At 68.6% G+C, this 21,107-nt stretch carries 18 protein-coding genes; 7 read left to right on the top strand and 11 right to left on the bottom strand.

Going from position 1 to position 21,107, the window contains the following annotated elements:
• Positions 1–122 precede the first annotated feature (122 nt).
• From KL771_RS06835 to KL771_RS06825, 3 genes are all read right to left on the bottom strand, one after another.
• A complete protein-coding gene (locus KL771_RS06835) occupies positions 123–1,343 on the bottom strand; it encodes an MFS transporter (RefSeq protein ID WP_261967803.1) in 1,221 nt (406 codons plus the stop codon).
• Positions 1,344–1,554: 211 nt separating this feature from the next.
• Positions 1,555–3,033, bottom strand: coding sequence for a cell wall hydrolase (locus KL771_RS06830; RefSeq protein ID WP_261967802.1), 1,479 nt, complete (start codon positions 3,031–3,033; stop codon positions 1,555–1,557).
• A 401-nt stretch (positions 3,034–3,434) separates the two neighbouring features.
• Positions 3,435–4,391 (bottom strand): ArgK/MeaB family GTPase, encoded by a 957-nt coding sequence (locus KL771_RS06825; protein ID WP_261967801.1) that lies wholly within the window; start codon positions 4,389–4,391, stop codon positions 3,435–3,437.
• A gap of 651 nt (positions 4,392–5,042) precedes the next feature.
• Here KL771_RS06825 and KL771_RS06820 point away from each other — a divergent pair.
• Entirely contained in the window at positions 5,043–5,576 is a 534-nt protein-coding gene (locus KL771_RS06820) for a hypothetical protein (RefSeq protein WP_261967800.1), read from the top strand.
• A gap of 25 nt (positions 5,577–5,601) precedes the next feature.
• Positions 5,602–5,946, top strand: coding sequence for a hypothetical protein (locus tag KL771_RS06815; RefSeq protein ID WP_261967799.1), 345 nt, complete (start codon positions 5,602–5,604; stop codon positions 5,944–5,946).
• A 230-nt stretch (positions 5,947–6,176) separates the two neighbouring features.
• On the opposite strand, the gene ppdK is transcribed toward KL771_RS06815, so the two are convergent.
• A complete protein-coding gene (ppdK, locus tag KL771_RS06810; protein WP_261967798.1) occupies positions 6,177–8,870 on the bottom strand; it encodes a pyruvate, phosphate dikinase in 2,694 nt (897 codons plus the stop codon).
• A gap of 223 nt (positions 8,871–9,093) precedes the next feature.
• Between ppdK and KL771_RS06805 the strand changes: the two genes are divergently transcribed.
• Entirely contained in the window at positions 9,094–10,872 is a 1,779-nt protein-coding gene (locus KL771_RS06805) for a tetratricopeptide repeat protein (protein ID WP_261967797.1), read from the top strand.
• Positions 10,873–11,508: 636 nt separating this feature from the next.
• Here the strand turns inward: KL771_RS06805 and KL771_RS06800 are convergent.
• The gene (locus KL771_RS06800; RefSeq protein WP_261967796.1) at positions 11,509–12,072 is read right to left on the bottom strand and encodes a type IV toxin-antitoxin system AbiEi family antitoxin domain-containing protein; all 564 of its coding nucleotides are present in this window, start codon (positions 12,070–12,072) and stop codon (positions 11,509–11,511) included.
• Positions 12,073–12,275: 203 nt separating this feature from the next.
• On the opposite strand from KL771_RS06800, the gene KL771_RS06795 reads away from it, so the two are divergent.
• Together KL771_RS06795 and KL771_RS06790 are read left to right on the top strand one after the other, a co-directional pair.
• Positions 12,276–12,593, top strand: coding sequence for a hypothetical protein (locus KL771_RS06795; protein WP_261967795.1), 318 nt, complete (start codon positions 12,276–12,278; stop codon positions 12,591–12,593).
• A 372-nt stretch (positions 12,594–12,965) separates the two neighbouring features.
• Positions 12,966–15,116 (top strand): methyl-accepting chemotaxis protein, encoded by a 2,151-nt coding sequence (locus KL771_RS06790; RefSeq protein WP_261967794.1) that lies wholly within the window; start codon positions 12,966–12,968, stop codon positions 15,114–15,116.
• Positions 15,117–15,261: 145 nt separating this feature from the next.
• On the opposite strand, the gene KL771_RS06785 is transcribed toward KL771_RS06790, so the two are convergent.
• Positions 15,262–15,843: a hypothetical protein gene (locus tag KL771_RS06785; protein ID WP_261967793.1), complete on the bottom strand. Its 582-nt coding sequence runs from the start codon at positions 15,841–15,843 to the stop codon at positions 15,262–15,264.
• A gap of 165 nt (positions 15,844–16,008) precedes the next feature.
• On the opposite strand from KL771_RS06785, the gene KL771_RS06780 reads away from it, so the two are divergent.
• Entirely contained in the window at positions 16,009–16,527 is a 519-nt protein-coding gene (locus tag KL771_RS06780) for a TerB family tellurite resistance protein (RefSeq protein ID WP_261967792.1), read from the top strand.
• A 39-nt stretch (positions 16,528–16,566) separates the two neighbouring features.
• Here the strand turns inward: KL771_RS06780 and KL771_RS06775 are convergent, their stop codons facing one another.
• Together KL771_RS06775 and KL771_RS06770 are read right to left on the bottom strand one after the other, a co-directional pair.
• On the bottom strand, positions 16,567–17,481 hold the full coding sequence (locus KL771_RS06775; RefSeq protein ID WP_261967791.1) for a hypothetical protein: 915 nt from the start codon (positions 17,479–17,481) through the stop codon (positions 16,567–16,569).
• Between the two features lie 7 nt (positions 17,482–17,488).
• On the bottom strand, positions 17,489–17,692 hold the full coding sequence (locus tag KL771_RS06770) for a hypothetical protein (protein WP_261967790.1): 204 nt from the start codon (positions 17,690–17,692) through the stop codon (positions 17,489–17,491).
• Positions 17,693–18,004: 312 nt separating this feature from the next.
• Between KL771_RS06770 and KL771_RS06765 the strand changes: the two genes are divergently transcribed.
• Positions 18,005–19,108 (top strand): DUF2336 domain-containing protein, encoded by a 1,104-nt coding sequence (locus tag KL771_RS06765; protein WP_261967789.1) that lies wholly within the window; start codon positions 18,005–18,007, stop codon positions 19,106–19,108.
• A 235-nt stretch (positions 19,109–19,343) separates the two neighbouring features.
• On the opposite strand, the gene KL771_RS06760 is transcribed toward KL771_RS06765, so the two are convergent.
• From KL771_RS06760 to KL771_RS06750, 3 genes are all read right to left on the bottom strand, one after another.
• The gene (locus KL771_RS06760) at positions 19,344–19,724 is read right to left on the bottom strand and encodes a DUF1491 family protein (RefSeq protein ID WP_261967788.1); all 381 of its coding nucleotides are present in this window, start codon (positions 19,722–19,724) and stop codon (positions 19,344–19,346) included.
• 134 nt (positions 19,725–19,858) lie between these two features.
• Entirely contained in the window at positions 19,859–20,407 is a 549-nt protein-coding gene (locus tag KL771_RS06755) for a DUF1254 domain-containing protein (RefSeq protein ID WP_261967787.1), read from the bottom strand.
• A complete protein-coding gene (locus KL771_RS06750) occupies positions 20,407–20,982 on the bottom strand; it encodes a DUF1214 domain-containing protein (protein ID WP_261967786.1) in 576 nt (191 codons plus the stop codon). The genes KL771_RS06755 and KL771_RS06750 overlap by 1 nt, the downstream gene beginning before the upstream one ends.
• Positions 20,983–21,107: the final 125 nt, after the last annotated feature.

Genomic DNA, 21,107 nt, shown 5'->3' with positions numbered 1-21,107 from the left:
TGCGTCTCCTCCGGAACATGTGCGGCGGAAACTGCCCGACGCGCCGGAGATCGGCAAGCGGCGCGGACGGCGGATGAGCCCTGCGGTCAGCGGGGCTCGAACCGATCGCGCGGTGCGGCGCATCATTCCGCCGGGGCGGGACCCTGCAGGCGCGGCACCGCCGCCTCGCGGATCGGCATGTGGATGACGGCGGCGAACAGTCCCAGCGCCACGCCCATCCACCAGACCGGGTCGTAGCTGTTGTTGAGGTCGTAGAGCTTGCCGCCGAGCCAGACGCCCAGGAACGACCCGATCTGGTGCGAGAAGAAGACGATGCCGCCGAGCATGGCCAGATAGCGGGTGCCGAACATCACCGCCACCAGCCCGTTGGTCGGCGGCACGGTCGAGAGCCACAGGATGCCGATCACGGCGGAGAAGATCACGACGGTGGTGGGCGTCGCCGGCACCAGCAGGAAGACCGTGAAGGCGACGGCGCGCAGGAAGTAGATCAGGGCCAGGATGACGCGCTTGGAGACGCGCATGCCGAGAAACCCGGAACCGAGCGAGCCGAAGATGTTGAACAGGCCGATCAGCATCAGTGCCGTCACGCCCCACTTCGCGTCGAGGCCGAGATCGCGGATATAGGCCGGGAAATGCACGGAGATGAACGCGACCTGGAAGCCGCAGACGAAGAAGCCGGTGAACAGCAGCACGAAGCTGCGATGGCCGAAGGCCTCCGACAGGGCCGCGCCGACCGACTGGTCGACCGAGCCGATCGCCCGCGGCGCCGGCTTGCCCTGCAGCGGGATCGACAGGAGCGGGATGATCATGATGATCCCGGCCAGCGCCCACAGCGCATCGTGCCAGCCGAAACGCTCGATCAGGCCCTGGCTCAGCGGCGAGAAGAAGAACTGCCCGAAGGAGCCGGCGGCGGTGGCGAAACCGAACACCATGGTGCGCTTCTCGGGCGGCACGGCGCGGCCGAGCGCCGCCATGATGATGCCGAAGGCCGAACCGGCGACGCCGAGACCGACCAGGATTCCGCCGCCGACCTGCAGCCAGGCCGGTTCCGGCGCCCAGGCCATCACGATCAGGCCGATCGAATAGGTGATGGCGCCGAGCGAGAGCACCCGCGCGGTGCCGAACCGGTCGGCGAGGCCGCCGAAGGCGACGGCGCCGACGCCCCACATCAGGTTCTGCACCGCCATGGCCAGCGAATAGGTCTCGCGGCTCCAGCCCTTGTCGGTGATCATCGGCAACTGAAAGAAGCCCATCGCCGAACGCGGGCCGAAATTGATCGCGGCGATCAGGCAGCCGGCGGCCACCATCAGCCAGAGGGGAAAGCGCAGGGTGCTGGTGGTCATGGCCGGTCTCGTCGGTGCGCGCCGTGGCGAAAGGCCGAAGGCCCCGGCCGCCGCATCCGCAGAGCGGGGGTGAAGGCGGATGGGGCTGAAATGGTGCGCGAGTCAGACCTCAGAATAGGGAGTGCCGACCGTCCGGCCTAACGAATTGTCCTGATGCTTTCGGTGAACGGCGTTGATGGATCGCCATCCATAGACAAGAATCGCTGCGGTATCAGATCCAGCCGCCGTTCACGGTGCGGTAGAAGACATGGACGCCGATCCTGGTTTTCCGGATCATGCCGCGGCGCCAGTTCGGATAGACCCAGGTGGCGTGATAGTGGGTCGAGTCGCCGATCTCCGGCAGATAGGTCTTGCCCGTGGTGACCGCGCGGGCGATCTCGACGGCCTTGTCCCAGGCCTCCGGCTCGTTGACCTCCTCCGGCCTGCCGTCGCAGGCGAAGGAGAACTGGCAGCGGCCGAACCAGCGGGCATTCTGGTAGACCACGTCGCAGATGCGCTTCGGATAGGCGGGATTGCGCAGCCGGTTGAGCACCACCTGGGCGACAGCGGCCTGGCCGCGCTCGTTCTCGCCGCGCGATTCGAAATAGATCGCCTCGGCGAGGCATTTCTGCTGGCGCTGATCGTCGGCGCCAGCCGGCAGGTCGCCATAGGCCCATGCATGCATGTTCGCCGGCAGCTTCGGTCCGACGCTGGCCTTGGCGCCCGGCTCACCGAGAACGGATCGGAACGGCGCCTCAACGTCGGGCGCGTCGGTGGCATAGCTGAGCATCGGCACCTGGGCTTCAGGGGCGAAATCGCGCCCGCGCGAGGCGGTTCGCACCGCAGTCCGGCGGCGTGCCGCGGCCGACGTTTCGGTGGCGGCCGGGGCGATCCCGGCGCTGCGCCCGACGGCATTCGGGGCCGTGGCGCTGGCATGGATCATGATCCAGGGCGCCGGCGCAAAGCCGCCGGCCACGCCGGCATCGGCGCTCGGCAGGGATAGGGCGGCGGTGGCCGATGCCTCGGCGGTCTCGCCGGTCGTCGGCGGCGCGGCGGAAGCGACGGGTGGGACCGGGCCGGCGTCGATCGGCGGCGGCGCGATCTCGGCCGACGGCCCGGAACGGTCCGAGACCGCCGGATCGGCCACGAAGGTTTCGATCGGCTCGACCGGGATGCGCAGAACCGCGACCTTGCGATTCTCCACCGGGACCGGCGCGGGCGGCAGCAGCATCGGGCCCTGATGCGCGGCCACGGCCGGTTGCCCGGCCGATGCCGGGTACCCCGCCGGCGTCGGGCGCCCTGCCGGCGCCGGAAGCACCGACGCGGCGGCGATGTCGGCCCGCATGGCGGCGTCCGGCGTGATCGCTCCGGTGACGACCGGATCGGCCACTCCCGGTCGGGCGAGGCCGGCTGCATGGGCGGCCGGTGCTGCCGCCAAGACGGGCGTGGCGTCACCGAGGGCGCGGCCGTCGCCGGCCACCCGGCTCGCGTCGCCCGTCGCCGTTTCGGTCCCGGCCAGTCCGGTCCGCAGGGCGGAATATTCCTCGAACCAGGCGGTGCCCGGCGGCGCGAAGGCGATGACGGTGATCCCGGCCCCGGGAGCCTTCGGCGCGGGCGGTTCCGCGGCGAAATGCTGGATGGCCGGAACGCTGAGGGCGGTCAGACCGGCGATGCCGAGAACCCGGCGAATTCGACCCTTGGACGGACGCAACTGACTGACCCCATACGACGCGTGAACCGGCACTCAATGGCCACGGCTGGCATTTTCTGCCTGGTAACCTTGAGAAGCCGTTAATGGTGGCGAGATCGTGGGCGAGGCCGATCCGGAGCGGCCGGCGGCATCCGGTGCACCACCGATTCCGATCCGCTTACCGGATGGAGAGCATCACCTGTCAGGGGCGATCGCGCCGGCCCCGAACAACGCAAGATCCCATCAGGCTGCTCCGTTCTGATCGGAAAAAACCTTCGTCAGCAATGATCGAATGAGGAGGATCCGGTCCTCTCGATGCGGGCGACCCTCCGGTCGCCATCCTCGGCTGCCGCGGTTCGCCGGACCGCGCCCCGCCCGATACCGACGGAAGCCCGATATCGACAAAAGCTGGAAGCCGGCGCTCAGCTGCCGACGGGGACGGTCAGCCGCCGCTCCAGGTCCTGCGCGAGGCGGCGGATCGCCTCGAAGGGACCGCCCGAGTCCGCGAGGGCGGCGGCGGCATCGACGGTCGCGAGGCCCCGCTGACCGTAGCGCAGGCGGATCGCATCCTCGACCCAGTGGCGGACCTGGGCGGCCCTGCGAAGTCCGAGCCGTCCCGCTTCCGTCGTCCAGGCCGCGTGCTCGGCGACGGCGGCCTCCAGCGCCGCCAGTCCTTCGCCGGAGGCCGAGGATACCGAGACCACCCGGGCGCGCCACGCGTCGGCGGCGGCATGGGTCAGGGTCAAGGCACCCTCCACGTCGGCGCGCGCGCGTCGCGCGGTCTCGCCCATGTCGGCCTTGGTGACGGCGACGACATCGGGCAGTTCCATCACGCCGGCCTTCATGAATTGCAGGCTGTCGCCCGAACCTGGCTGGATGCACAGAAGCACGGTGTCGGCCGCGAAGGCGATGTCGGCCTCCGACTGGCCGATGCCGACCGATTCCACGATCACCCGGTCGAAGGTCGCCCGCATCAGCACCACCGCTGCCACCGCGTGGTCGGACAGCCCGCCGAGCCGGTCGCGCGCCGCCATGGAACGGACGAAGGTCCCGCCGTCGTCGGGATCGGTCCTGAGACGCGTCCGGTCGCCGAGCAGGGCGCCGCCCGTGAAGCGCGAGGAGGGATCGACGGCGATCACCCCGACGGTCCGGCCGGCCTCGCGATGGCGACGGATCAGGGCGTTGGTGAGGGTCGACTTGCCGACACCCGGTGGGCCCGTAATGCCCAGGACCAGCCCGTCCGCCCGCCGCGTCGCCGCATCGAGCAGAGCCGCGAGCGGTTCGGTCCCGTCGGCGGTTTCGATCAGGGACAACGCCCGCGCCAGGGCGGGCTTGCCGCCCGCGCGGATGTCGTCGAGCGAGGGAAACGGGCGGGCCATGGCGATCGGTGGTCTCCGGCGATTGTCGGCCCGGCCGCGTGGCGGGCGCCTGCTGCAGTCATCCCGTCCGGCGGGAAAGCTGTCAATCGAGACCCGATCAGGCCCGTCGAACCGCCCGGAGGGGCGCAAGTCCAACGCAACGCCTTTTCTGTGGCATGCCAAATCTTCTCGAGTCGGTCAAAACGATACCGCCTGCCGGGCGATCGATGTCAGGATTCACCGGGCCGGATTGGGGATTCGACTTAAGTTTCTTCTTCTGGAAATTCCTGAATTCTCGTCTGCTATCTTTCAAAAATCGCAAGAATGTCGCCTGGAGAACAGGCCTGTCATTCGAATTCACTGCAGTCATGACGTTGCTGTCGTCAATCCTGAGGACCTTCGGTTCCGCCTTCTACATAGGCATTTCTGCAACAGCCGACAAAAGGTCGCAGCACCTGCTTTTCCCTGCGGCATATTGCTGTTAAGGGCGACATGTTCATAGGGCTCCTCTCAGGGACTCCCAGCCCGCCGAGGACCGAACACCCCTCGGACGCCTGCGTCCGAGGGGATTTTCCTGCGTGTCCGGGCGATCGCGAGAACGCGCCGCGGCCTTGCACATCTTCCTGCCGTATGAAAGATGTTTGCTCGTTTTGATTTGAAGCCGTTCGAACCATGCTCGATCTTGCATTTGGACCTTGTCTTGGTCCTGCCCGCAGCGTGTCGGCGGCCGAGCTGTCCTTTTCACCTCAGACGCTTCAGAGCCTGACAAGAAAGACATCGCGAACTTTAAAAAGATACATGAGTGCTGCCGATAGCGGCCTTCTCATTCCCCAAGTCATTCAGAAGCATCACAACATTCTTTGGGTTGTTGACTGTGATGGCGAAATTTGGTTCGCGTTGAAGGAAACCGGTGACGATCGCACCGGCGGATTGCTTTATCCGCTTCCGAGATCTCCCGAATTCAGACGCCCACCAAATCATGTCAAGTTGGGTCATCCGGCACTCGTGAGACCGCAGCAAATGGCTCGAATTGGCGGGGAGATTATTTTCGACCCTGATTTCGGTACAACGTCAAATTGGGTGATCAACAACGCCTCTGGACGATTCGGCATTCGTCCCCATCTCAAGCTGAGACATCTGGAGGCGGTGCGCGACGCATTTTCGGACTTTGGCATTGCTTTGGAACTGGAGTTCATTGAGGCTTGAAGCTGGGCATCTGGAGGTAGCAGACATGATGGAACTCCGCAGGTTGCGCCCGTCCGAATTTCGTTTGCTAGGCAATGAACTTGCAAATGGTGCTAAGGCGAGTGCCTTCCTGGCCGCCCTCAAGGCCTGTCTCAAATCTGTCAATGCCGGTGATGCCGCAGACGCGGATGATCTCTTTGTGATGTCCAGGAAACTCAGCGCTGCAGGCGTGTGGGACCAAATGCCGGTCGATAGATTGACGGCGACGTTGCATCGCGCCTCACGCGCGGCCGTCGACCCCGTCATCGACGGAATGCCACAAGCCCTCGCCGAAAACATTCGTTCTTTGCTTGACGCAATGGAGAACGACGAACTGCGACGCCGAGCCTAGTGGTCAAAATCTGACATTAGCGTCCCGCAAATGTCAGATTGAATTGACCATGCGGTCAAAGGGTTAGTGGTTCGATCGAAATCCTTTACCCCGTCGGGCTCATGAACCGGTGCGGTGGCGACTTCAATGGCCGCCGGCGATTGCCTCCTTGTCGCGATCGCCGGGACCTCAGCGAGATCCTGTTGGAGTTCCGGCCGATCCAGGCGCGACCGGCCGGAACTGGATAGCTTTCAAGCCGTCGTGTCGGCGTGGCCGCTGTGTCGCTTCTCCTCGATGGAGGCCTGGGCGGCGGCGAGGCGGGCGATCGGCACCCGGAAGGGCGAGCAGGAGACATAGTCCAGCCCGACGCTTTCGCAGAAGCGGATCGAGGCCGGGTCGCCGCCATGCTCGCCGCAGATGCCGAGCTTGATCTTCGGTCGCACCGCACGGCCGCGCTCGACCGCGATCCGAACCAGTTCGCCGACGCCGGCCTGATCGAGCGACACGAACGGATCCTGCTCCAGGATGCCGCGCTGCAGATAGGGCCCGAGGAACTGGGCGGCATCGTCGCGCGACAGCCCGTAGGTGGTCTGGGTCAGGTCGTTGGTGCCGAAGGAGAAGAACTCGGCCGTCTCGGCGATCTGGCCGGCCATCAGGCAGGCGCGCGGCAGCTCGATCATGGTGCCGACCGAATAGTCGATCGTCGTGCCCTTCTCCTTGGCGACGGCGGCCGCCATGGCGTCGATGCGCGCCTTGACCAGATCGAATTCCTGGCGCATCGCGACCAGCGGGACCATGACCTCGGGCACCACCGGCCGGCCGGTCTTGCGGCCGGCCTCGACCGCCGCCTCGAAGATGGCGCGTGCCTGCATCTCGGCGATCTCGGGGTAGTTGATCGCCAGCCGGCAGCCGCGGAAGCCGAGCATCGGGTTGAATTCATGCAGTTCGTCGGCGCGTTCGCGCAGCTTCTGCGGATGCACGCCCAGACCCTTGGCGACCTCGGCGATCTCCTCCTCGGTCTTGGGCAGGAACTCGTGCAGCGGCGGATCAAGCAGGCGGATCGTCACCGGCAGGCCGTGCATGATCTCGAACAGTTCGACGAAGTCGGCGCGCTGCATCGGCAGGAGCTTGGCGAGCGCCTGACGGCGCCCCTTCTCGTCGTCGGCGAGGATCATCTCGCGCACCGCGACGATGCGGCCCTCGTCGAAGAACATGTGCTCGGTGCGGCTGAGGCCGATGCCTTCCGCGCCGAAGCGGACCGCGACGCGGGCATCCGCCGGGGTCTCGGCATTGGTGCGCACCGCCATGCGGCGGGACGCATCGGCCCATTCCATCAGCTTCGCGAAGTCGCCGGACAGTTCCGGCTGCAGCATCGGTACCCGGCCCTTGAGCACCTGGCCGCTGGCGCCGTCGATGGTGACGATGTCACCTTTCTTCAGCGTGATCCCGCCGGACGTCAGGGTTTCGGCCGCATAATCGACCCGGATCGAACCGGCGCCGGAGACGCACGGCTTGCCCATGCCGCGGGCGACCACGGCCGCATGGCTGGTCATGCCGCCACGGGTGGTCAGGATGCCCTCGGCCGCATGCATGCCGTGGATATCCTCGGGGCTCGTTTCGATGCGCACCAGGATGACCCGGCGGCCCGCCTGCTTGGCCGCCACCGCATCCTCGGAGTTGAACACGACCTCGCCCGACGCCGCGCCCGGCGAGGCCGGCAGGCCCTTGGCGACCAGGACGCGCTCGGCGGCAGGGTCGATGGTCGGGTGCAGCAGCTGGTCGAGGCCGCCCGGTTCGATCCGCAGGATCGCCTCGTCGCGGGTGATCAGCCCCTCGCCGCACATGTCGACCGCGACCTTCAGGGCCGCCTTGGTGGTGCGCTTGCCCGAGCGGGTCTGCAGCATCCACAGCTTGCCGCGCTCGATGGTGAATTCCACATCCTGCATATCACGGTAATGTGCTTCCAGCGTGTCGCAGATGGCGACGAACTCGCGGAAGGCTTCCGGCATCACCGCCTCCAGCGAGGGCCGCTCGGAACCGGCCTCGATGCGGGCCACTTCGGTCAGATCCTGCGGCGTGCGGATGCCGGCGACCACGTCCTCGCCCTGGGCGTTGACCAGGAACTCGCCATAGAGCCGCTTGTCGCCGGTCGACGGGTTGCGGGTGAAGGCGACGCCGGTCGCCGAGGTTTCGCCCATGTTGCCGAACACCATCGCCTGGATGTTGACGGCCGTGCCCCAGCTCTCCGGAATGTCGTGCAGACGGCGATAGGTGATGGCGCGCGCGTTCATCCACGAGCCGAACACGGCGCCGATCGCGCCCCACAGCTGTTCGTGCGCATCCTGCGGGAACGGCTTGCCGGCTTCCGTCTCGACCATCGCCTTGTACTTCCCGATGACCGTCTTCCAGTCGTCGGCGATCAGATCGGTATCCAGGCTGTAGCCGTTGTCGTCCTTGTAATTCTGCAGGATTTCTTCGAAGTGGTGATGGTCGATGCCCATCACAACGTCCGAATACATCTGGATGAAGCGCCGGTAGCTGTCGTAGGCGAAGCGCTCGTCGCCTGCCGCGGTCGCCACCGCCGCCACGGTCACGTCGTTGAGGCCGAGATTGAGCACGGTATCCATCATGCCCGGCATCGAGGCGCGGGCGCCGGACCTGACCGAGACCAGAAGCGGATTGGCGTCGTCGCCGAAGCGCCGGCCGGCCAGGGTGCCGACATGGGCCAGCGCGGCGTCGACCTCGGCGGCCAGTTCCGGCGGGTAGGCGTTGCCGTTCGCGTAATAGTAGGTGCAGACACCGGTGGTGATGGTGAAGCCGGGCGGCACCGGCAGGCCGAGATTGGACATCTCGGCGAGGTTGGCGCCCTTGCCGCCGAGCAGGTTCTTCATGCCCGCGGCGCCTTCCGCCTTGCCGTCACCGAACGTGTAGACCCACTTCGTCATCGGACCCTCTCCGTCGGCCGCCGCCCCGTGGCGGCCACGCTCGCAATGCAACGCTCTCGGCCGCCATGCAAGCATCTTGTGGTCAATCCGGTTCCCTGCGGAGCCGCACCGGTTTTCGGCGGACCCGCCGCACCCTACATTGCGACCTTCACAAGCTGACTCAAAACGGCCATCCTCGCGGGTCAGATGATGATCGGCCGTACCGGTCCGGAGCACCCTTTCGATGAACGTCGCCCGCCTGCATCCCCGCCGCCGGTCCGGCCGGACCGCCCTTGCCGCGCTCGTCGCCGCTCTCGCATTGGCGACCGTTGCGGGCGCCGGGCGCGGCGAAGCCAAGACCAGCCAGGACCAAGTGCCGGTCGGCGGCCATGCCACCTCGCTCGCCGGCAACTATCTCGCCGGCCGCCTCGCCGGAGCGCTGCGCGACATCGAGAACGCCGCGACCTTCTATCGCGAGGCGCTCTCCAACGATCCCGGCAATCCGATCCTGATCGATCGCGCCTTCCCGCTGCTGCTCGCCGATGGCCGCATCAAGGACGCCCTGCCGCTCGCCCAGCGGGTCGTCCAGCGCGACAAGGCCAACCAGCTGGCCCGCCTCGCGCTCGGCATCGACGCCTTCAAGCGTGGCCAGTACGAGCGGGCGCGGACCCATTTCTCGCAGATGGCGGCCCGGCCGCTGACCGACCTGACCGCCGCCGTGCTGACCGCCTGGACCTATGCCGGCCAGGGCGACACCGACGCCGCCCTGAAGGCGATCGACAAGCTCAACGGCCCGGAATGGTACGGCATCTTCAAGAATTTCCACTCCGGCCTGATCGCCGATCTGGCCGGCCGCCGCGCCGAGGCCGGCAAGCGGCTCGGAGCCGCCTACAAGTCCGACCAGAACACGTTGCGCGTCACCGACGCCCAGGCCCGCGCGCTCGCCCGCCAGGGCAAGATGCTGGAGGCCGCGGGCATTCTCGACAATTTCGAGAAGATCGTTCCGGATCATCCGCTGATCCAGGAGACCCGCGAGGACCTCACCGCCGGCAAGGTTCCGGCGCCCCTGGTGACTTCGGCGACGGCCGGCGCCTCGGAACTGCTCTACGGCCTCGGCGCGGCGATCGGCCGCGACGGCGGCGAGGAGATGGCCGCGGTCTATCTGCAGTTGGCCCTGTTCCTGGAACCCAAGGCCGAACTGCCGCTGCTGACCTTGGCCTCGCTGCAGGGCCAGATGAAGAACTACGAGAAGTCCGTCGACATCCTCGGCCGGATCGCCGCCGATTCCCGTCTGAAGCCGATGGTCGACATTCAGATCGGCCGCTACTACAGCCTGCTTTCCAAATTCGACGAGTCCCGCCGTGCCCTGGAAGCGAGCCTCGAAAAGGCTCCGAAGGATGTCGACGCCATCCTGGCGCTCGGCGACGTGCTGCGGTCGAACAAGAAATTCGCCGAAGCGGCCGAGGTCTATTCCCGCGCCGTGGCGTTGAACCCGCAGCCGCAGAAGTCGGACTGGTCGATCTACTATTATCGCGGCATCTGCTACGAGCGCACGAAGCAGTGGCCGAAGGCCGAGGCCGATTTCTTCAAGGCGCTGGAGTTGAACCCGAACGAAGCCTCGGTGCTGAACTATCTCGGCTATTCCTGGATCGACATGGGTCTGAACCTCGACAAGGGCCTCGACCTGGTGCGCCAGGCGGTCGAACTGAAGCCCGACGACGGCTATATCGTCGACAGCCTCGGCTGGGCCTACTACCGGCTCGGCCGTTACGACGATGCCGTACGCGAACTGGAACGCGCCGTCCTGCTGCGCCCGGAGGATCCGGTCATCAACGACCATCTCGGCGACGCCTACTGGCATGTCGGCCGCCAGTTGGAGGCGACCTTCCAGTGGCGCCATTCGGTCGATCTGAAACCCGAGCCCGAAGACCTGGCCCGCATCCAGAAGAAGCTGAAGGAGGGGCTGCGGGAAGGCTCGGCCCCGGCTTCCGCCCGCAACGACGGCCAGCCGCCGGCGCAATAGGCCCGACCGCCGCGCAGGATGAGGCCGACCGGACGCCGATGTAGTAAGTTTGCCAAAATCCGGTGCCGGCCTGCGCTTCCGATTCCTTCCCCTTCTGCCTCCGGCGGGGCGAAGAGGATAGCGCGTTGGGGGATCTGGGAAAAGTTGCGCGCGATCTTCCGGCTCCATCCCTTTCTCCCCCAAGGGGGCGAAGGGGATGGAGCCGTGGAGCCGGAGGCGCTGGGAAGCCAGTTTCTGTCAATTATTCAACGGCTTTTCCCCTTCTCCCCCAAGGGGGGGAGAAGGTGCCCGAAGGGCGGATGAGGGGGGCGAGACCGGCAACCGACGCTGCCCGTCCGGTTCCATACCGCCCGGTTCCTTCTTGCGTTTCCCGCTGCCGGCCGATCGGCGTTCGCTGCGAAAACCCCCTCATCCGGCCTTCGGCCACCTTCTCCCCCAAGGGGGCGAAGGGGAAGGAGCCGTGGAGCCGGGAGGCGCTGAAAGGTCGTATACCGTAGATTTTTCAACGGCTTTTTCCCTTCTCCCCCAAGGGGGGAGAAGGTGCCCGAAGGGCGGATGAGGGGGGCTGGATGCCGCAGCATTCTCGGAATCGGCGGCCACGCCGGGGGCGGGGATGATCGGCGACAACGCGCCGGTCTACGGCCGCTGCATGCCGGCGTCGCCGTTGAGGTCGGAAGCGCGGGGGCCGGGGGCATAGAGGCCGCGGCCGGGGCGGTGCAGATGGCCGCTGCGGACCATGCGATGCAGGATCACCGAGAGATTGGCGGGTGAAATCGGCGGATCGAAATCCCCCAGATGCGACTGGATGTCCTCGACGCTCAAGACGCCGTCCGAACTACACAGCACGTCCAGAATGAAATTCGGAACATCGGGACCCGAATGCGCGGCGGTCGATGGGGCGCGTCGCCGATCGAGCTTGACGACGGTCGCCGTCGGTTCGGCCGGCCGTGCTCGGCCCCGCGCCTCGGCCCGCTCCGCCCGCTCGAAAGTCTCGTCGGCGGCGGGCGGATCGCCCGTGACGGCTTCCATCCGCTCGACGGCCGGATGCACCACCTCGTGGAACAGCCTCTGACCGAAGCGCGGGTTGCCGCGGGCATAAAGTTCGAACTTGCCGACCAGAACGCGCATGTCGGTCTCGAAGGCGGCCTGCACGGCGGCGAGAGCCGGGTCGTCCGCGCTGTCGTAAGAATTATGCCCCATGGAACGCCCCCGCTTGACGCCCGTCGATCGACGATGCCTGACATTCTGCCATGGTCGGCTGGATATTACAACATGACCGTCTGGTGCCGCGAATCACAACCGACCCGATAACCACAGGTCGTTAACGAAGCCTTAACGGTCGCTGGCCGCGAGGATTTTCTTGATGTAGTAGTAGAAATAATACCAATCACGGAGAGACTTCAATGCCCGATCTCGGCGTCGCCACCCTGCTCCTCGCCTCGGGAACGGCTGCGGCTGCCGTGATCGGGCTGATCCGCTACCGCGTGGTGTTCCTGTCGGAACCGTCCCACGGACCGAACGGTCACGTGGTGCACAATCTCTATCTCGGTGTCGAACGGCGCAAGCTTGGCCGCCGTCGCGCCGCCGCGGTGACGGGCGGGTCGAACCATGCGGATCGCGATCCGCCGGATGGTTCCGCCGCCTCCGGGGCCGGCGACGGCCCGGAACAGGGCGGCGGGCGGACCGGGGGCCTGCACATCTATGTCGTCTGGAAGCGCTGACGCGGCGGGCGGCCGCGAACGATGCCGGACCGGCAGCGGCTTCGCCGGCGGTTCGGCGGCGGCCGATCGTCCGGTCGCTCCGGCGATCCGGCCGCCTTGGCTGACCCCGCAGCCCCGTTCGGCGGGTGCCCCGGGCCGGACTGCGGCCGCCGGCCACCCGGTCGGGGACTCGATTGCGAGCGATCCGGGCGGACCGAGAGGCTTGGGCGACCCTGAAACCCGGCCTTTCGCCGATCGGCGCCGAGGTCCTTCGGTCGACCGCCGGAAGGACCGGACCGACCGGCCGGCCTCCGATCGACTTTGGAATTCCAGGGTCTGTTAACCTTCATCGTCCAAATTCCCCTCGCGTCCGTCGACGGGTTGGGGGAAGTCATGTGGATTGGCAAGGGGACGAGCCGGGCCGAAGCGGTGCCGCCGTCGAACCTGATCGAATCGGGGGCGACCTTCTCCGAGGCGGCTCGAGCCGATCTGGAAACCGCCCGCCGACTGCTCGAGGGGCAGTTCCGCCCGGTTCTCGACCGGCTCTACGACAGCATCCAGCTGACCCCCGAAATGGCCGCGATGGTACCGGACGCGGCGACGCGGGAACGCCTGGTCGCGGCCCAGATCGCCCATTGGGGCACCCTGCTGGCCGGCCGGGCGGATGAGGCGTTGCGCGAGAAGGCGCGCCGGATCGGGCTCGCCCATGTCCGCGCCGGCCTGGAACCGCACCACTATGTCGCGGCCTACTCGCTGATGGCGCGCGGCTTCGTCGATGCGCTGATTGGACGCCACAAGGCGGCGGGCCCGGTCAATGCCTTCCTGCAATGCGTCTTCCTGGACATCGGACTGGCGCTTTCGGCCTATGGCCAGCGCAGCGAGACGCTGACCCGCGAACGCGAGGCCGAGGCCCTGGTCGGCGCCATCGAAAGCGAGATGCAGCAGGCCAATCAGTCGATCGCCAGCCAGGCGACCGCCCTCACAAACGTGGTGCGCGACCTGCGCCAGGCGGTCAATGCCGTCGCGCAGGCCAATGAAGGCGTGCTGCGCAGCTCCGGCATCACCACGGACGGCGCCCAGTCTGTCGCCTCCGCCACGGAGGAACTGGTCGCCTCCAGCCGCGAGGTCGGCCGGCAGGCCGACGGAACGGCAGGGCTGGCGGGCGATGCCGTGCGCAAGGCGGGCGAAGCGGCGCGCATCGTCCAGGATCTGAAATCCGCCTCCGACCGGATCGGCGAGGTGGTCAAGCTGATCGACGGCATCGCCCGGCAGACCAACCTGCTCGCGCTTAACGCGACCATCGAGGCGGCCCGGGCCGGCGAGGCCGGGCGCGGCTTTGCCATCGTGGCGCAGGAGGTCAAGCAACTGTCGCAGCGGACCGCGCAGGCGACCCAGGACATTGCCGACCAGATCGCCGGCATGACGCTCGCGACCAATGCGGCCGTCTCGGCGATGGACGAGGTCGGCCAGTCGATTGGCGGGATCGAGTCCGTGGCCGCCAACGTCGCCGAAAGCGCCAGGGGGCAACTGCGCGCCCTGCAGGAGGTGACCCAGAACGTCCAGATGGTCGCCGCCGTGGCCAGCGAGCTGCAATCGAGCGTGGGGACGATCGGCACCGGCGTCGACAGCCTGAACCGGGCCTCCGGCGTGGTCGGCGACGCTGCCGGCGAGGTGATCGCGCTGTTCGAGCATCTGGAACAGCGCCTGGTCGTCACCGTCCGCGCCTTCAACACCACCGACAACCGCCGCCACGAGCGGGTCCCGGTGCGCTGGCCGATCCGGATGTCCGGCGCCGGCCTGAATGTCTCCTCCCGCACGGTGGAGATTTCCGCAGGCGGCGTCCTGGTCGAATATGAAGGCCCCGAGGTGCGGGACGGCAGCGAGTGCGATCTGGAGATCGCGGAGGTCGGCCGGCTGCGCGGTCGTCTGCATGGCCGCCAGCAGCTCGGTCTGCGCTTCGAGTTCCTGGCGCCGCCGGAGGCGGTCAGCACCCGCCTGGGTGCGCGCATCGATCAAGCCCTCGAGGCGCAGTCGTCGCTCAAGAAGGCGCTCCGGGGGGCGGCCGACCAGATCCAGACGATCTTCCACGACGCGCTGGACAGCGGCCGCATCGACCTCGACACGCTGTTCGACGAAAGCTATCGCGAGATCGCCGGCAGCAATCCGCGCCAGGTCACCAACCGGGCGCTCGATTTCCTGGAGGGCGTCCTGCCGCCCATCCAGGAGCCGATGCTCGGCGTCGACAGCCGCATCGTCTTCTGCGCGGCGGTCGACCGGAACGGCTATCTGCCGGTCCACAATCGAAAGTTTTCGCAGCCGCAGGGCACCGACCCGGTCTGGAATGAAGCCAATTGCCGCAACCGGCGCATCTTCGACGACCGAACCGGCCTGTCCGCCGCGCGCAGCGTGCGCGATTTCCTGGTGCAGACCTATCTGCGCCGGATGGGCGGCGGAAACACCGTGCTGATGATGGATGCGTCGACGCCGATCACCGTCCGCAACCGGCATTGGGGCGCTCTGCGCGCCGGCGTCCGCTTCGACTGACGACGGATGCCGGCCGTCCGGCCGAGATGAAGGGCGGCGGCCGGGTGGCGGGATCGCTCGGGCGGCCCGACGGCCCGCGTGGACCTCTCTTACGGGAGGGCGCGCCCGGCGACCTCCCGCGCGCCGGCCCCGGGGGGCTGCGCCATCACCGCAATTCCTTGACGCGGGTGGTCACCGAGGGTCCGTTCGGCGGGTAGATGGTGGTCTCCAGACTGAACATGAAACCGGGCTGGTAGGAGCGAACGACGCGGGCGAACGGGCCGCCGTCGGAGCTCTGCCGCGTCTCGATGCGCAGCACCGGATAGGTGCAGTCGCCGACGGTGATGGTGCCGCCCTCGCTGACGGTTGCCTCCGACCACAGGCGGCGGCTCGTGCCGGCCGTGCTGGTCACGGTCGCCTCCGCGGTGATCGACTGGCCGGCCGCGACCGGCGGCAGGGTCGTGAGATCGACGGACCAGCTGAAATTCTGGGCGCCCTTGGCGCCGATCGCCTCGGTGGTGAAGAAGGCGCCCTTGACCGTCATCTCCAGCGTGGTCTCGGGCGAGCGGCCGACCCGGTAGCGCAGCCGGTCGCCCCGGCGCTCGATCACCTCGAAATGCGAGCCGTCGTCGAGTTCGGCCTGCATCGGCAGGTGTGACGAGGCGGGGTCGAAGCAGGTTGCGACCGCGGGTGTGGCCAGGACGGCGAGCGCGAACGCGAGGACGAGGCTGAGCGGGAATACGGGCATGGGCATCTCCGGCCGCTGCGAGGCTGTGGTGGGATGATACCGAAGGGCACCGGAAGCGTGCAAATGACCACCAGCTGAAGGCCCGTTCTGGTCAGGTTCATCAACCTGAACTAGGCTCCGGCGTCGAACCATCCGCTTTCTGTTTGCCCTACCAGGTTTGCCGAGATGCATATTGTCCTCGCCATCGCCTCCCTCCTGGGCGTCGTCGCCTTCTGGCTGATCCGCGCCCGTTCGGCCGCCGATGCGGCGCGCGAACTGACCGATGCGGCCGAGACGGTCGGCGGCGCGTTGCGCCGGCGCAAGTTCCGCAAGGCCGCCGAGGCGGCGCAGCTCGACCAGATCGCCGATCCGCGCGAGGCTGCGGTGGTGCTGCTGGTCGCCTTCGCACGCGTCCACGGCGATCTGACGGAGCGCCAGAGGGCCGCGATCGCGGATGCGGCCGGCCGGGTCATGGAGGTCGACAATCCGACCGAACTGATCGTGCGCGCGCGCTGGCTGACCGAGGGCACCACCGATCCGGCCAACCTGGTGCTGCGCTTCACGCGGCTTTTCCGCGACACCCTCGGCCCCGAGGAGCGCCGGCAGCTGGTCGATCTGTGCCGGATGGTGTCGGGTCTGGAAGGTCCGGTCGATCCGATCCAGGACAATGCCATCCGGCGTCTGACCGAGCGTCTCGGGCTGTGAGGACGGCCCCGGGCCGAGCCGTCGCCCGCCTGCCGGGCCTCACTTCTGCGGCACGGGCTCGTCGGGCGGCGAGGCGGTGGCCAGCCGCGACGGCTTGACGGCCGTGGCGATCGACGGTCCCGGCCGGCCGGCCAGCAGCGTGCTCTCGCGCTCGGCGGCATGGATCGCCTGTTCCAGCGCCGCATAGGCCCGCTCGACCGCGGCGCGCCGGTCGGTCGGCGTCTCCACGGCCAGCCGGTCGATCGCGTAGCGGTAGGAGACCAGGCGGAAGCGCATCGAGCGCCAGACCCAGTCGAGCACGCGCGCATTCTCGTCGATGCGGGCGGTCGCATCGCGCAGTTCGGAGACCGCGAGGTCGCTGCGCCGGTTCATGGCGGCCAGCCGGGCACGGTCGTCGGCGGCGACCCGGCGCGCCTCCGACCAGAACGGCCCGATCAGGATGGCATCCTGGTTCATGTCGGAGATCAGCCGCGCCCAGCGCGCCTCGGACGACTTGAAGCCGTAGCGGCTGATCTCGAGCCGGTCGACATGGATCGGCAGGCCGTCGGAGCGCAGCAGGTTCCAATAGGCGGCGACATTGTAGCGGTGGTCGATCTCGGGCAGCAGGCGCGTGCGCTGGCCCTCGACCAGGATTTCGCCGATCCAGTCCTTGGTATGCGGCGGGACGACCAGCACCCAGGCCCGCTCGCGCAGGACGAGCTCGCGATCGGTGTTCTGGAACCCGGAGACCAGTTCGCCGCGGCCATATTCGGCGACGAGACCGCCGGCGAAAGGCAGCACGGCGTCGCTGATCGGGTTCGGTTCGACGCGGCCGAAGTCGCCGGTCTGGCGGATGCAGCCGCCGAGCGCCGGCAAGGCGAGTGCGACGGCGAGCGCGAGCGGGACGAGGCGGGGCGGGCGCGCCGCCGCATCGGTGACAGCCCGGCCGGGACGTCGGATCGCGGTCCGGCTCATGATCCGGTCACGCGCGCTTCCGGCGCCGGTTCGGCCCCTTGCCGCGCGGCCCGGGGTCGGGCGCGGCGCGGCGGACCTCGGCATCGACCGGGACGGACGGCCGTTCGTAGCGCACGCCGGTGAAGAGCAGGATGTGGGCCGGGCCGCACGCCGCATCCGGGCGGCGGGGATGCGGTTTGCGGGCCGGATCGAACGGGATCAGGATGCCCATGGCGGTCTCCGGGGGCAGATTCGCGGAATTGGGGCCATCCCGGTCGGGCCTCGACGCACCCTGAACGGAAACCGGACGGACGCGATTCCGCCGTCAGGCCGATGTCACGCCGGCATGGTTAACGAAGTCTTAATGTGACGCATCGGCGCCACGATCGGGCGCCGACTGTGGCCCGGCAGCAAGGGGCGGCGCGCCCCGGCTGGGCCGCAAAGGCGCCGGAACCCTTAACGGAACCTTAGAGAAATCGGTGCAATCTGCCATGCGGGGTCGCTTCGACCGCGCATTCCACCGACTGTGTTCAGAGTGTCGGCCATGTCCCGGTTTCCCTCGGAAGGCTTCTCCCGCTTTGCCACATTGCCGCCGGCCGGACGGTCCGCGACCGTGCTGCGCGCGGCGGCCGAACTGTTCGCGGCGAGCCCGGACCACCGGCGCGACGACCAGGCGGTGTTCGAGGATCTGTTCCTGTCGGTCTATCCGGAGGCCGCGGCCGAGGATCGTCGCGCGGTCGCGGACCTGCTGGCGCCGGCGGCGGACCTGCCCGCCGCGGTTGCCGCCGCGATCGGCAACGACGACATCGACATTGCCGAAACCATCCTGTCGTCGAGCCCGTGCATCGGCGCCATCGACCTGATCCGCATCGCCTGCCACCGCACGCAGGCCCACCGCCGCGCCATCGCGCGCCGGCCGGGCGTGGCCAGCGGCGTCGTCACGGCACTGGTCTTCGACGGCGACGCGGATGTGATCGAGATCCTGCTCGACAACCCGGCCGCGGACCTGACGCCCGAGGACCTGGACCTGATCGCCGAGCGCGCCGGCCGGCATGCCGGCGTCGCCGAGCGGCTGGCCCGCCGGCGCCCGGCCATGCAGGCGCTGCCCGTCGACGATTTTCTGGGGCTGGAGGCGGACCGGCGCTGGCAGGCGCTCGCCCAGGAAGGCGCCGAAGCCGCCCGCCGCAGCCTGGAGACCCGCGGCCACCATCAGGCACCGGCCGAGGCCGGCGAGATCGGGCAGGGCCTGTTCGAGGCGGCCGTCGCCGGCGACCGCGCCGCCATGGCCGAATGGCTGTCCGTCGGCCTGGAGCTCGACCGCGACACGACCCGCAGGATCGTCGCCGATCCGGGCGGCGAGGCGCTGGTGGTTGCCGCCATGGCGCTCGGCATCGACCGGACGCTGATCACCTCGATCGCGCTGCACCAGGGCATCCCCCATGGCCGCGACTACTGGCGGCTGAAGGACCTCGACAGTCTCGCCGAACATGGCGGCTGGCGCGCCGCCCAGGCCCTGGTCGACCGCTGGCGCGGCGGCGAGATCCGCGCCGTGGAAACCATCCGCCAGGTCCAGGCCGGCACCCGGCGCGAACCGCAGACGCTCCAGCGCCGCGCCGCGGTCCGCGATACCGCCGCCCGGCGGGCGTGATTCCCGGCGACGAAGCCGGCCTGCCGCAGCGACAGCCCCGCCGCGGAGCGTCTGGGCGACCCGGCCGTCGCCCGACCGCGCGGATCGGCGCCCCGAGGGCGCAAGTCGGCACCCCGAGGGCGCAGCGAGGCGCCCCGAGGGCGCCAGTCGGTACCCGGAGGATGCAGGGAGGCGCCCCGGGGGCGCAGGTCGGTGGCGACTGCGGCCGGCCCTGGTTTGAGCGGCTGGGCGCGCGCTACCGCTTCCGAAAGAAGGCATCGGCGGGATTGTCCGCCTTGACCAGATCGAGCCGGTGGCGGCCGTCGGCATCCTCGATCTCGATCACCCAGCAATCCGGATCGAAGCGTCGTTCGGAGGCGAGCCGCGCCTCGACATCGCGTTCCGGCACCCGCTCGGCGAGCCGCTCGAACAGGCGGTCCGGCCCCGGCCCATCCTCCTCGAAGGCGCTCTGCGGCGCCGGCCCGTAGAGATCGGCGGTGCCGTCGCGGCGCCAGACCTTGATGAAGATAGCCCCGGCCTCCTCCGCTCCGCTACGCGCCACCATCGCGGTGATCCCCTCGGCGGCGAGACGGCGGATATGGGCGGCAACCCAGATGGCGGATTTCAGGCGGATCATGGGGGCGTCCCTTCATCTGCGGCCCTGGACGCCGACGCGGCGGGTCGTCGAAACCGCGCCCGGGTCTCGGGGGCTGCAGCGGCCCGGGACCTTCGCGCCTCGATACCGGCGATCATTGTCGCGGGCTGCCGCCACTATCCGAGCGGCGCGGTCTGGCAGGTCGCCTTGGCGATCGAGGCGTCGGCGTCGCGCTGGTCGGAGGTGTTCGGGGCGAAGATGCGCAGGACGGCGAAGCCGTCGTCGGCCTTCCAGTCGACGATGATCAGATCGTTGAAATCGGCCGGCGGATTCTCGCGGATCTGGGCGATCTGCTCGGCATCGGCGACCAGGATGTCGAGCGGCTTCTGGCCGAAGGAGCGGTCGCTCAGGTTGTAGGTATTGACGCCGTGGCCGTCGAACACCGCCACCGTCCAGAAGGTGTCCGGCATGGCGCCGCGGATGCGCACCGGGCCGTCCTCCAGGTCGAAGCGGCAGACATACTGGGCGAAGGCCGGGTCGAGCAGCGGCAGGGTCGGCGTGCCGGAGCCGGGCCGCGGGATTGGATTGAAGCGGTAGTCGGGTCCGTAGCCGGCGACGCGCGTGAAGGCGTCGTCGGCGGCGAAGCGCGGCAGGCCGAGCACGGTGACGATATGGATGATGCCGCCGAGCACCAGGCCGAACACGATCGCGAAGACGAGGCGCATCAGCGGCACCCCTTCCATTCGATGCGCGGCATGATCAGCGCGCCGGCCGTACGCGGATTGGCGGCGCCGGAATCGTAGAGCCGCAGCACCACGGTGAGCGCCCCGGAGTCCGGGATCGGCATCCAATTGCCGGGCCGGGCCAGTGGCGACAGCGTGATCTCCAGGCTGCCGTCGGGCTTGCGCAGCACCTCGCGGCTGTGGAAATGCGTGCGGCCCGAGCGGTGGCGCGGCACCTCGCCCTTGGCGTCGACCACCGACAGCGTCCAGAGCCGCGCCAGCGGCGTGTCGCCGGTCAGCACATATTCGCAGCCGCCGCGCAGCGGCGCGCGGTCCGAATCGCGCGAGGCGAAGAAGGCGATGCCCTCGCCGCCGCCGAGCGGAATTTGCGCCGTGCGGGCGAGAATCGCGCGCGAATAGGGATCCGGCGTCGCGCTGCCGCCCTCCGGCCAGGCGGTCCAGTCGCCGGCCTTGTAGCTGCGGAACGCCCAGCCCTCGCCGACCGTCAGCCAGGCCGAACCCAGGCCGACGACGACCGCAACCAGAACGGCGACGATGAGGCGGAGAACGAAGGGCAAGGCGCGGTCCGCTCGAACGGGGGCGACAAGGCTCGGCGCCATCCTTCCGACAGCCCGCGCGCCGCGTCAACCGCGAATGCGGACCCGCCCGCCGACCCGGCTGCCGGCCCCGCCGCCACACGCCT

Source organism: Prosthecodimorpha staleyi (assembly GCF_018729455.1).
Lineage (GTDB): Bacteria > Pseudomonadota > Alphaproteobacteria > Rhizobiales > Ancalomicrobiaceae > Prosthecodimorpha > Prosthecodimorpha staleyi.
Note: the sequence above shows the minus strand (reverse complement) of the source record. Positions and strands in the feature narration are given on the sequence as shown.

Excerpts from the sequence above, each read along its gene's own strand:
- KL771_RS06835 (WP_261967803.1), bottom strand. The coding sequence starts at position 1,343 with ATGACCACCAGCACCCTGCGCTTTCCCCTCTGGCTGATGGTGGCCGCC.
- KL771_RS06825 (WP_261967801.1), bottom strand. The coding sequence starts at position 4,391 with ATGGCCCGCCCGTTTCCCTCGCTCGACGACATCCGCGCGGGCGGCAAG.
- KL771_RS06820 (WP_261967800.1), top strand. The coding sequence starts at position 5,043 with ATGCTCGATCTTGCATTTGGACCTTGTCTTGGTCCTGCCCGCAGCGTG.
- KL771_RS06815 (WP_261967799.1), top strand. The coding sequence starts at position 5,602 with ATGATGGAACTCCGCAGGTTGCGCCCGTCCGAATTTCGTTTGCTAGGC.
- ppdK (WP_261967798.1), bottom strand. The coding sequence starts at position 8,870 with ATGACGAAGTGGGTCTACACGTTCGGTGACGGCAAGGCGGAAGGCGCC.
- KL771_RS06805 (WP_261967797.1), top strand. The coding sequence starts at position 9,094 with ATGAACGTCGCCCGCCTGCATCCCCGCCGCCGGTCCGGCCGGACCGCC.
- KL771_RS06800 (WP_261967796.1), bottom strand. The coding sequence starts at position 12,072 with ATGGGGCATAATTCTTACGACAGCGCGGACGACCCGGCTCTCGCCGCC.
- KL771_RS06795 (WP_261967795.1), top strand. The coding sequence starts at position 12,276 with ATGCCCGATCTCGGCGTCGCCACCCTGCTCCTCGCCTCGGGAACGGCT.
- KL771_RS06790 (WP_261967794.1), top strand. The coding sequence starts at position 12,966 with ATGTGGATTGGCAAGGGGACGAGCCGGGCCGAAGCGGTGCCGCCGTCG.
- KL771_RS06785 (WP_261967793.1), bottom strand. The coding sequence starts at position 15,843 with ATGCCCGTATTCCCGCTCAGCCTCGTCCTCGCGTTCGCGCTCGCCGTC.
- KL771_RS06780 (WP_261967792.1), top strand. The coding sequence starts at position 16,009 with ATGCATATTGTCCTCGCCATCGCCTCCCTCCTGGGCGTCGTCGCCTTC.
- KL771_RS06775 (WP_261967791.1), bottom strand. The coding sequence starts at position 17,481 with ATGAGCCGGACCGCGATCCGACGTCCCGGCCGGGCTGTCACCGATGCG.
- KL771_RS06770 (WP_261967790.1), bottom strand. The coding sequence starts at position 17,692 with ATGGGCATCCTGATCCCGTTCGATCCGGCCCGCAAACCGCATCCCCGC.
- KL771_RS06765 (WP_261967789.1), top strand. The coding sequence starts at position 18,005 with ATGTCCCGGTTTCCCTCGGAAGGCTTCTCCCGCTTTGCCACATTGCCG.
- KL771_RS06760 (WP_261967788.1), bottom strand. The coding sequence starts at position 19,724 with ATGATCCGCCTGAAATCCGCCATCTGGGTTGCCGCCCATATCCGCCGT.
- KL771_RS06755 (WP_261967787.1), bottom strand. The coding sequence starts at position 20,407 with ATGCGCCTCGTCTTCGCGATCGTGTTCGGCCTGGTGCTCGGCGGCATC.